The organism is Lactobacillus sp., from assembly GCF_051873315.1.
In the GTDB taxonomy this organism is placed as follows: Bacteria; Bacillota; Bacilli; order Lactobacillales; family Lactobacillaceae; genus Lactobacillus.
This window is the reverse complement of record NZ_JBJEES010000049.1, coordinates 1-10605: the sequence shown is the minus strand read 5'-3', so window position 1 is coordinate 10605 and position 10605 is coordinate 1. Positions and strand designations below refer to the sequence as shown.

Sequence of the window (10605 nt, the reverse complement as noted above, 5' to 3'; positions counted from 1 at the left end):
CGCTCTTTAAGATGCTGCATGTAATTCTTCATCCTTTTCCCCCTAGTAAAAATTAGATTTCTTCTATAAGGTCATTATAGTCTTTTTTTCAAAAGTGGTAACAAAAATCCATAATTTAGCAAATTTCCCCGAACCTGATACAATTAAGGCAAAACACTTCAGAAAGCAGGAAAAGCATGCTGAAAGACGGTATTTACGAACAAATCCTTAACCAAGAGATCCTGGACCAGCTGGAAAAACTTGACCCAGAGACCACGGATTATAAATTGGAAGAACTGGACGCTGATGACTCCCGCCAGCTCTTGACCATCTACCTCTCCCAGGTCATCCGGTCGGGCCTGCACTACCTCCGCGACAGCTTCAAGTCCGGCGAAGACAAAGCTGCCCTCATCGCCCAGATCCGCCTGGCCAACTCCATCGTCGACCAGGTCGCCCAGCATACCGGCGAAGCTGACTATGAGGACCTGCAGATCCTGGAACAAGGCGAAGTCTTGACCTCCATCTACCACAAGCTGACCCAGTCCCAGAAGATTACTCCCATCCGGCCCCAGACTTCCATAGTCGAGAATGCCCTTTTTACCGGCAGCAAAAATGAGCCCAGCATGCTCAGCGAAATCAAGAAGGAAATTGCCTCTTCCGACCAGGTCGACTTGCTTGTTTCCTTTATCAAGTGGTCTGCCATCCGCCCTCTTTTAAAGGACCTGACAGCTTTTTGCCAAAAAGCCGGCCACCAGCTGCGGGTGATCGCTACAACTTATACCCAGGCAACTGACTACAAGGCCATCCTGACCTTGAGCCAGCTGCCCAACACTACAGTCAAGATCAACTACGAGACCGATCACGCCCGCCTGCACGCCAAATCCTACCTTTTTAAAAGAGAGACTGGCTTCTCCACCGCCTACATCGGTTCCTCCAACCTCTCCAGCGCTGCCTTGACCACTGGCTTGGAATGGAATGTCAAGGTCACCGAGCAGGAATCTTTTGACATCGTCAACAAGTTTGCCGTCTCCTTTGAAAGCTACTGGAACGACCCCTCTTTTGAAACTTTTGACCCGGATAAGGAAGACTGCCGGCAAAAACTGCAGACGGAACTGAACCGGCACAAGGAAAATACTTTCCACCTGGAGACCACTATCCGCCCCTACAACTACCAGCAGGAGATCCTGGACCGCCTCCAGGCTGAGCGAGAAGTCTACGGCCATTATAAAAATCTCCTCGTCGCCGCCACCGGGGTGGGGAAAACCGTCATCGCCGCCTTTGACTTCAAGCGCTACTTGGAAAAGCATCCCGACGCGCGTCTGCTCTTCGTTGCCCACCGGCAGGAAATCCTGGAGCAGAGCCTGCAGAAATTCCGCGAGGTCCTCAACGACTTCAACTTCGGCCAATTGCTGGTCGGCCAGTACAAGACTGACGATGTCAGCCAGCTGTTTGTCTCCATCCAGTCCTTTAATTCAGAAAAAATGGCTGACCTGCTCCCAAGCGGCTACTACGACTTCATCATCATCGACGAATTCCACCACGCTGCCGCCAAGTCCTACCAAAAGCTGCTCAGCCACTTCAAGCCCAAGATTCTTCTAGGCCTGACCGCCACCCCCGACCGGATGGACGGGCAGGACATCTTGCAATACTTTGACGGCAACATCGCCGCCGAAATGCTGTTAGGCGAAGCCATCGACCGCCAGCTCCTCTGCCCCTTTCAGTATTTCGGAGTCACCGACAATGTTGACTACTCTAGCATGAAGTGGAGCCGGGGCCAATACGAGGTCAGCGAGCTGGAAAATGTCTATACGGCTAACGACGCCCGGGCCAAGTTGATTTTGCGCAGCCTGGACAAGTACAGCAACAATTTGGAAGACATCAAAGGCCTGGGCTTCTGCGTCAGCGTCAAACACGCCGAATTCATGGCCGCTGCCTTCAACCAGGCCGGCATCCCTTCCGCCGCTTTATCTGGCCAAACTGCCCAGGCTGACCGCCAGCAGGCGAAAGAGGATTTGACCTCCGGCAAGCTCAAGTTTATTTTTGTCGTTGACCTTTATAATGAAGGGGTCGACATCCCGGCCGTCAACACCATCCTCTTTTTGCGGCCAACCCAGAGCCCGACCATTTTTCTCCAGCAACTGGGTCGGGGCCTGCGGCTCAGTCCAGGCAAGGACTGCCTGACGGTTCTGGACTTCATCGGCCAGGCCAACCGCCACTATAACTACGAAGCCAAGTTCAAGGCCTTGACCGGACCAGGCCACGCCCTGCCATATGAAATCAGCGAGGGCTTTCCGCATCTTCCGGCAGCCTGCTATCTGGAGCTTGAACCTGTTGCCAAAAAGTACATCCTGGCCAACCTTGGCCAAAACGCCGCTAATAAAAAGGGATTGACTCAGCGGGTGAAGACTTTTAGCGAAGACACGGGCCTGGAATTAACCTTGAGCAACTTCCTCAAGGCCTATGATATGAGTCTTTACGAATTCTACCATGCCAGCGGATCGCGTTCACTTTTCCGCTTGAAAAAGTGGGCCGGATTAATTACTGACGACCGGGATGTGGAAAACCAGGTCTACCAGAAGTTCAGCAGCTTTTTCCACATCGATTCCAAAAGGCTCCTGGACTACTGGCTGGCTTACCTGGAGACGGCAAAAGAGCCAGCCAGCGAGAATGAACGCTTGATGCTGGGGATGCTTTACTACAGCTTCTACAAGAAAAAGCCGGCCCAAATGGGCTTTAAGGACCTGCATGAAGGGATCGCAAGCTTTTTAAAGGAAGACTTCGTCAAAGAAGAATTAATGGAAGTCCTCCGCTACCGGCTCAGTCAGTTGACCGTCCTGCCCGAAGCTAACGAATACCCCTTCACCTGTCCTTTGGAAGTCCACTGCCACTACAATGTCAACCAGATCATGGCCGCCTTTGACTACTTCAACCAGGACCAGTCCCCGGAATTCCGGGAGGGGGTCAAGTACTTCGCTGATAAAAAGACGGATATCTTCCTTATTAATTTAAACAAGAGTGAAAAAGACTTCTCCCCGTCAACCATGTACGAGGACTACGCCATCAATGCTCAGCTCTTCCACTGGCAGAGCCAGAGCCAGGACCGGCCAGCCAGTCCCAAGATCCAGCGCTATATCCACCAGGGGGAGACCGGCAACATGATTTCCCTTTTTGTCAGAGAGTTTAAAAAGCAGGGAAATTATACGGCTCCTTACACCTTCTTAGGCAACGCGGATTATGTTTCAAGCGAAGGAGACCGGCCGGTTTCCTTTGTCTGGCACCTGCACCAGGCGATCCCGGCCAGTCTTTTAGCCAAGGCCAACAAGGCGATTGCCCTCTAATTGCTTCAGCCGGGGAAAGCATTTTCTGTTATACTAGGTATCAGTTAGGTTTTGCAAAAAAGTATAAAAAAGGAGTAAACATGAAAATTTTAGTTGTAGGTGGTGCCGGCTACATCGGCTCCCATGCTGTAAGACGGCTGGTTGCCGATGGCAACGACGTAGTTGTTTTGGACTCACTGTTCACTGGCCACAAGGAAGCCATTGACCCAAAGGCCAAGTTTTACCAAGTTGACCTTTTGGACACGGAAGCAGTCGCTGACGTCTTGAAGAAGGAAGAGATCGAAGCTGTAATGCACTTTGCGGCTTACTCTTTGGTCGGCGAATCAGTCAAGAAGCCGCTCAAGTACTACAAGAACAACGTATCCGGCATGATCAGCCTGCTGGAGGCCATGGAAGAAACTGGGGTTAAGTACCTGGTCTTCTCATCCAGCGCTGCTACTTACGGCATCCCTGAAAAGCTGCCAATCACCGAAGAAACTCCGCTCAACCCAATCAACCCTTACGGGGAAACCAAGATGATGATGGAAAAGATCATGCACTGGGCTGACAAGGCCAACGGGATCAAGTCCATCGCCCTGCGCTACTTCAACGTGGCTGGTGCTTCCCTGGACGGGTCAATTGGTGAAGACCACCACCCAGAAACCCACTTGATTCCTAACATCATGAAGGCTGCCCTGGCTGGCGGCGGTGACTTTACTATTTTTGGCGACGACTACGACACCAAGGATGGTACTAATGTCCGCGACTACGTGCACGTGGTTGACTTGATCGACGCCCACGTCCTGGCTTTGAAGCACTTGATGGAAACCAACCAAAGCGACGTCTTCAACCTGGGTACGGCCAACGGCTTCTCCAACCTGGAAATCTTGAAAGCAGCCATCAAGGTTACCGGCGTTGACATTCCTTATACTATCGGGCCACGCCGCGGCGGTGACCCGGACTCACTCGTTGCTGACTCAAGCAAGGCCCGGAAGGTGCTGGGCTGGAGTCCGAAGTACGAAAACGTCGACGACATCATCGCCAGCGCTTGGAACTGGCACCAAAAGCATCCTAACGGCTTTAGCAAGTAAGACAAAGAAAAATAGTGGAACTTCCTCAGATGGAAGGTCCACTATTTTTTTGCCTATAATTCGTATTCTTCTAGTACTGCCCCGTATCCACACAAGTAAATCAATCGCTTGATTCCATGTGCGTTGTCACTCTCACCTTTATTCAACTGACGCAGATAATTTGCTAGCAGCTTATATATAAACAACCCTGGATACGCTGGCAGAACATTGATAAACTCGTATGCCTGCTCAAACATTTCTTTTGCAGAGTTGGTAGAGCACATATACATGAAATTAAGACTTGCTTTAGCCAACATCTCAATCCGATCTAAGGGGACCTCTCGCAACTTATTGCAATAGCTCGACAGCAAGACGTCAGTGAAATCTGCTGCTCTTTCAAAGTCAAAATTGGTCATTGCATCCACAAAAAGCGAGATTGCCATATCATCGTTTGTCCAATCATCGAGCCGCAACAATTGTCTAATTACGTTTACAGTCAATTCTTCATCATAGGCAAAACGCTTTTTACCATGTGACCGGTCAAGCAAGATCTCAGCATGCAACTTAGGAATATTTGTTTTACTTGTCCAGTTTATTTCCAACATACGGGCGAGACTGGCACAGTCTTTTTTTAAAAAAGCTTCATCACTATCTAAAGCAGACAGTTCTCCTAGCAATTGGTTAACAAAGCAGCGGGCACTTACCTGCTGCGCAGTAAGGATTTCGAACAGGTCGTCAGCTCTTATTCTTTGATCCCCACTCTCAATTCTGGAATACTGCGTTACAGACATAGTCATACCAGCCATTTGCTTTTGAGATAAGCCCAAATCCAATCTTATCCTTTTCAGCAGTTCACCCACCTTTGTACTGCATCCCATAACTATTCTTACTCTCCACACTAATACACAAAAATATTAAACGGATCCCCGATTATCTACCGCTACTAACTAAGCTTATCTTTCCTTTACTTAATCAGCACCATGCTTTTCAATCCCCAATTTTGGTGCAATCCAATCGAAAATTATTGTGCTGACAATTCCGGCCAGCAGATTTGACAGATAGATGTTTATCGACAACTTCGAAAACAGGTATTCCATAATCACAAAAATGACAACAAAGCTCCCTAACGATTTGGCTTTATCTAAGAATTTGTTCATGCTTAACTCCCACTCGAATCTAATTAATATAATACCAAATAACCGAGGCAATTACGGCAGTTGCTGCATTAGCAGCCCACTTTGGAACATGGTTATTTACAAGAAACTTATAAATTTTCGGTGAAACACTATTTGCTAGACTTCCAAGGAGAAAAGTATTCCAATACTTGCTGAACTTCTTTAGTGAAATCTTTTTAATGACTGCCTTTGGGAGTCTGCCATAAATTTTCTTTGGAAGCTCTTTTTGAATGAATTTCCTGCCATATTTTTTGGCTAGCTTCTTCAACAAGGTACTTTGAACACTTGCGTCCACATGCTCTGTTAATGCAACAGCCTTAGGAATCTCCTGCTGTGGCAGTTCAGAGTTTGCATCTGTTTCGATAATACCAGGTGCTAAATCGACATAAGTTTTCAATTCATCCTTGTCTTGATTTGGTAAAGAATCTGTCTCATCAGAATTGATAACCTCATATGCCTCATAGAAATCATGCTCGTATCGATTATCTTCTGCTTTTACAATTTCTGCTTTTACAATTAAACCAGTAGCCATTTCTTCATAGCTTGAAAACCAAATTCCTGTTAAGACAACGGCAGTAAATACTTTTAACAAACTATTTTTTGGTAATTTCCTCATTTTCTATTATTTTGCCTCCTATTTTTCTATTTATTTTGTATTTTAGCCAAAAAATAAATGCTTGTCTTAAAAATTGCAGATTTGCAAATCCATTTCATTGCTTTTGCTAAAAGTATAACTGTATCTGCACATAAAAAAGCCTTTCATGGCAGAAAGGTTTCTTGCTATATGCTTTATTCCCCCTAAAACAGGGAGCCGCACTTCTCGATCATCTGGAAGAGGTCGGCCCGGTAGTCTGGGTCTTCCTTACGGAGGCTGCTGATGGCTACCCCGAAGTGCTCCTTATAGCCAGTCGAGTTGATGTACTTGCCGTGGCCCAGGTACATGGCGATATGTCCCGGGAAATAAATCAAGTCCCCTGGCCGCAGGTCTTCAAACTCAATCTCATGTACTGGCCAGGCTTCTTTGATTTCCGCGTCCCGCCAGAGCAGGACCCCATTTAGCATGTAGCTCATGAAGACCAGGCCCGAGCAGTCGATCCCCAAGGGACTCTTGCCCGCCCACCGGTACTGGCAGCCTAAATATTCTTTGGCGGTCTCCGTTACCTGCTTTCTGAAGCTTTCTTCATCTGGCTTTCCCTGCAGCAAAAAGTACTCCGGGTCAGCTGACCACAAGAAGTCGTCTTCATCCAAGCGGGGCCCTAAAGCAGTCTTGGATACCCAGCCGCTTCGCCCGTCCAAGAGCTTAACCTTGTAATAGCCGTCTACCAGTTCATCCGTCACATTAAGCAGGCTGCCCTTATAAACCGTCAGCAAAATGTCGGCTGAAACCTTGGGCTCACCCAGGACATCAATGACTGGCCGCCGGACTAGTTTGACCTCCCGCGCCTTGACTTCCTCTAAAGTCACCGGCGTTACCGCAGCCTTTGGCACGTAGCCTTCATAGCCGTAATGGCTGGTCACGTACCAAAAGTCTTCCTTTTTCCCGGTCGCCTTAACGGCCCAGCCGTATAAAAGTTCATCGCTTCTGGATTTGAGGTCGTCTTCTGTCATGAAGACCGCTGGTTGATTGATCAAGCCGTACATTTTGCCTTCCTCCTAACTTAAATCGCTTATTTTTTCCTTCTTTATCCTAATCGTAGATAATCCCGGTCATTTTTGCAAGAGGACAAATTGCCCTATTTCTTAAGATTCCTTTGTCTTATAGACTATTTCCTTAAATTAATTTCACTTTTTACTGGCTTGTGTTAAAATATTTCATGTAACTCAATGGAGGTTTTATGGAAGAAAAGAAAACACAAAGTACTTACAAGCGGTCTTTGACCAATGCGCACATTCAGCTGATTGCCCTGGGGGGAACGATCGGGACTGGCCTCTTTCTTGGGGTCGGCAACAGCATCCAGAAGGCAGGACCGGCAGTCATCCTGATTTATATCATCGTCGGCCTCTTCCTCTTTATCTTGATGCGGGCCCTGGGTGAACTGATCTTATCTGACTTAAAGAAGCACACCTATATCGAGTTTATTGAAAAATATCTCGGCAAGGACATCGGCAAGGTGACTGGTTATCTTTACTGGCTCAGCTGGCTGATCCTGGCCATGGCGGAAACGACGGCCTTAGGCATCTACTTCAAGTCCTGGCTGCCCAACCTGCCGGCCTGGCTGCCCGGAGTGCTCTCAGTCGCGGTCCTGCTCTTGATCAACTTGATCTCTGCCCGCTTCTTCGGGAACCTGGAATTTGCCTTCGCCATCATCAAAATCTTGATGATCGTCGGCTTTGTTATCTTCGCGGCCTTTATGCTGCTGAGCTCAGGCTCAACCAAGTACGGCCAGGCCAGCTTTAGCAACCTGTACGCTGACGGCTTTTTCAATAACGGAGCAGGCGGCTTCCTGCAAGGCTTCCAGATGGTCATCTTTTCCTTCATCGGGGTGGAACTGATCGGGCTGACGGCCGCTGAAGCCAAGGACCCGCACAAGACCATCAGGAGCGCGATCAATGAATTGCCTTTGCGGATCATCCTCTTTTACGTTTTGGCCATTATCGGCATTCTGGTGATCCTGCCTTGGGACAAGGTGTCCACTTCCAGCTCACCATTCGTGCAAGCCTTGATGGGGGCAGGCTTTAAGGGCGCCGGCAACTTGATCAACTTCGTGGTCATCACGGCAGCTATTTCAGCTACCAACAGCTTCCTCTACAGCGCCGGCCGTCTGCTCTTCTCCGTTACTTTAGGCGGGGAAAGCAAGTGGAGCAAGTTCTTCGGCCAGCTCAACCACCGGCAATTGCCAATGAGAGCCCTGGTCTTCTCAGCTTTGATCATCATCTGCGCGCCTTTGATCACCTTGATTATGGGTGACGAAGCTTTCAGCTTCATTTCATCAATCGCGACCAGCATGTTCCTTTTGATCTGGATCATCATGACCATGACTCACCTGCGTTACCGGCAAGTTACGCCAAAGGACCGGCTGCACGAATTCCAAATGCCAGCTTATCCTTACCTTGACTACCTGCTCTTAGCCTTCTTCGGCGCCATGGTTGTCCTGCTTCTCTGTCTTGAGAGCTACCGGGTGCCAATGATCACTGCTTTGATTACCTTCGCTGTCCTATATGGCTTCAGCAAGGCTTTCAACAAGAAAAAAGCAGAAACAAAATAATTAATGAGATACAACAAAAGCTGACCGCAAGGTCAGCTTTTTTATGTGGTGTTTTACTTTTTCAACAAGAAGAGGCCGTTACGCTTAAGCAGCTTATTGACCAGCTTCTTCGACTTCTTAGAAAGCTTATACAGATCAGCATCAATGCCGCTTTCGATCCGGAGCAAGGAATAATGCTTCTTCTCCTTAAAAAGGACATTTACCCCGAGGTAGTGGTCTGTCACGATCAACTTCTTGATGATCTCCAGCAAATCAGCTACAGGCAGCTTGGTCAAATCACGGTCAAGCAAGTCAGGATAAGCTTCTTTAGCCAGATCATGGTCCAGAAAAATGTGTGTCTCATACTGGCTGACCAGCATTAATACCAACAAAAGCATTTTGTCCGCATATGCTTCGCCAATCGTATGCGACCTCAGGCATTCGAATATCTCATCATAATTGTCTGGCGGCTCCATTTTAGGAAAACAATCGATGTAGCAATTCCTTGGTCCTGGATGGCGAAGCTGGTCCACCAGCTTATAAGCCTGCTTTGCTTTCATGGCTATCCCCTCTTTCAAAACTATCTATTCAGTATAACACGGAGATATGTAATCATTGGAGCACAAAAATAAGCCCGGACCAAGTCCGGGCTTATTTCCATTCTATTTCTTTTTGCGAGTAAAGAAGAGCTTGATCGTATCCCAAACTCCCAAAGCCTGCCGCATGTGGTCGGCTGGGACGTACTTACGGATCGCCCGCAGAGTCTTCTTCGGATCCTTGGTAATAAAGATGAACTTGCCATCCTTCTTAGTCCGGATCTCAAAACGGGGAATGTACTTCCCTTTGAAGTGAACATCTGCAACTACATAAGTTACCTGATCCCAAGGAATCTGGATATAGTCTTCAACATTCTTCTCGTTATAGAATTCAAAAGCTTCATCGCCGATCATGACTTTGCCATAGGTAGACATGGCACGGAACCAAGTTCCTTCTACAGCCAGATCAACGGTCTTATTCATTGATTGAGCCATTTGTTAATCTTACATCAAGCCCCATACGTGGAAGAGGATACCAACAACGAAGATCCCCAAGATGATGATGATTGGAGAAACTTTCTTCTTCAAGAGCCACATGCAGAGGAAGGTAAGCAGCAGACCTGCCAAACCTGGGATCAGCATGTTCAAGTTGTCTTGCAGAGTAGTAACCTTGGTCTTAGTCAAGGACAGACCAGCAGCTTGTTGGGTCAAGGCTTCCTTGATACCAGCAGCACCGCTTGGCAGCTTGGTCCAGTCGATGTAGCCACCCTTTTGGATTGGCACTTCTGAAACCTTAACAGTGAAAGTGATGCTTACCCAACGTTCGATCAAGGCGCCCAGGACGAACATACCCATCATGGCAGCCCCACGGGTAACCTTCTTCAGCAAACCACCTGAAAGGTCGGCGCTGATAGCGGCACCAGCCTTGTAACCCAATTCTTGGGTGTACCACAAGAAGGCGATACGGATCAAGTTCCAAAGAACGAAGAAGAGGATTGGCCCAAGGATGTTACCGTTGATGGCCATTGAGGCACCAAGGGCACCGATGATTGGACGAACAGTGTACCAGAAGACTGGGTCACCGACACCGGCCAAAGGCCCCATCATACCAACCTTAACACCTTGGATGGCTTCATCGTCAACTTCAACGCCATTGGCCTTGTCTTCTTCCAAGGCCAGGGTAACACCAATGATTGGTGAAGCCAAGTAAGGGTGAGTGTTAAAGAAGACCAGGTGACGTTGCAAAGCAGCAGCCATGTCTTCCTTCTTTGGGTACAGCTTTCTTAAAGCTGGGATCATACTGTAGACCCAACCACCGTTCTGCATTCTTTCGTAGTTCCATG

At 48.1% G+C, this 10605-nt stretch carries 10 protein-coding genes; 3 read left to right on the top strand and 7 right to left on the bottom strand.

Annotated features, from left to right (window positions below; translation table 11 throughout):
* Positions 1–176 precede the first annotated feature (176 nt).
* Entirely contained in the window at positions 177–3317 is a 3141-nt protein-coding gene (locus ACI32D_RS02705) for a DUF3427 domain-containing protein (protein ID WP_439775114.1), read from the top strand.
* 80 nt (positions 3318–3397) lie between these two features.
* Positions 3398–4387: a UDP-glucose 4-epimerase GalE gene (gene galE, locus ACI32D_RS02700; RefSeq protein ID WP_439775113.1), complete on the top strand. Its 990-nt coding sequence runs from the start codon at positions 3398–3400 to the stop codon at positions 4385–4387.
* A 53-nt stretch (positions 4388–4440) separates the two neighbouring features.
* On the opposite strand, the gene ACI32D_RS02695 is transcribed toward galE, so the two are convergent.
* The 4 genes from ACI32D_RS02695 to ACI32D_RS02680 form a co-directional block, all read right to left on the bottom strand.
* On the bottom strand, positions 4441–5226 hold the full coding sequence (locus ACI32D_RS02695; protein WP_439775112.1) for a helix-turn-helix domain-containing protein: 786 nt from the start codon (positions 5224–5226) through the stop codon (positions 4441–4443).
* Positions 5227–5334: 108 nt separating this feature from the next.
* Complete coding sequence (locus ACI32D_RS02690; protein ID WP_439775111.1) at positions 5335–5523, bottom strand: hypothetical protein; 189 nt, start codon at positions 5521–5523, stop codon at positions 5335–5337.
* A 19-nt stretch (positions 5524–5542) separates the two neighbouring features.
* Positions 5543–6157: a hypothetical protein gene (locus ACI32D_RS02685; protein ID WP_439775110.1), complete on the bottom strand. Its 615-nt coding sequence runs from the start codon at positions 6155–6157 to the stop codon at positions 5543–5545.
* Positions 6158–6339: 182 nt separating this feature from the next.
* A complete protein-coding gene (locus tag ACI32D_RS02680; protein ID WP_439775109.1) occupies positions 6340–7182 on the bottom strand; it encodes a C40 family peptidase in 843 nt (280 codons plus the stop codon).
* A gap of 194 nt (positions 7183–7376) precedes the next feature.
* On the opposite strand from ACI32D_RS02680, the gene ACI32D_RS02675 reads away from it, so the two are divergent.
* Positions 7377–8747 (top strand): amino acid permease, encoded by a 1371-nt coding sequence (locus ACI32D_RS02675; protein ID WP_439775108.1) that lies wholly within the window; start codon positions 7377–7379, stop codon positions 8745–8747.
* 53 nt (positions 8748–8800) lie between these two features.
* Here the strand turns inward: ACI32D_RS02675 and ACI32D_RS02670 are convergent, their stop codons facing one another.
* The 3 genes from ACI32D_RS02670 to ACI32D_RS02660 form a co-directional block, all read right to left on the bottom strand.
* Entirely contained in the window at positions 8801–9124 is a 324-nt protein-coding gene (locus ACI32D_RS02670) for a hypothetical protein (RefSeq protein WP_439775107.1), read from the bottom strand.
* 264 nt (positions 9125–9388) lie between these two features.
* Complete coding sequence (locus ACI32D_RS02665) at positions 9389–9757, bottom strand: DUF956 family protein (protein ID WP_439775106.1); 369 nt, start codon at positions 9755–9757, stop codon at positions 9389–9391.
* 9 nt (positions 9758–9766) lie between these two features.
* The coding region (locus ACI32D_RS02660) for a PTS system mannose/fructose/sorbose family transporter subunit IID (protein ID WP_439775105.1) at positions 9767–10605 on the bottom strand (839 nt) is incomplete at its 5' end.

Bases quoted from the DNA above. Each gene is read 5' to 3' on its own strand.
- ACI32D_RS02705 (WP_439775114.1), top strand. From the start codon at position 177: ATGCTGAAAGACGGTATTTACGAACAAATCCTTAACCAAGAGATCCTG.
- galE (WP_439775113.1), top strand. From the start codon at position 3,398: ATGAAAATTTTAGTTGTAGGTGGTGCCGGCTACATCGGCTCCCATGCT.
- ACI32D_RS02690 (WP_439775111.1), bottom strand. From the start codon at position 5,523: ATGAACAAATTCTTAGATAAAGCCAAATCGTTAGGGAGCTTTGTTGTC.
- ACI32D_RS02685 (WP_439775110.1), bottom strand. From the start codon at position 6,157: ATGAGGAAATTACCAAAAAATAGTTTGTTAAAAGTATTTACTGCCGTT.
- ACI32D_RS02680 (WP_439775109.1), bottom strand. From the start codon at position 7,182: ATGTACGGCTTGATCAATCAACCAGCGGTCTTCATGACAGAAGACGAC.
- ACI32D_RS02675 (WP_439775108.1), top strand. From the start codon at position 7,377: ATGGAAGAAAAGAAAACACAAAGTACTTACAAGCGGTCTTTGACCAAT.
- ACI32D_RS02670 (WP_439775107.1), bottom strand. From the start codon at position 9,124: ATGCTTTTGTTGGTATTAATGCTGGTCAGCCAGTATGAGACACACATT.
- ACI32D_RS02665 (WP_439775106.1), bottom strand. From the start codon at position 9,757: ATGGCTCAATCAATGAATAAGACCGTTGATCTGGCTGTAGAAGGAACT.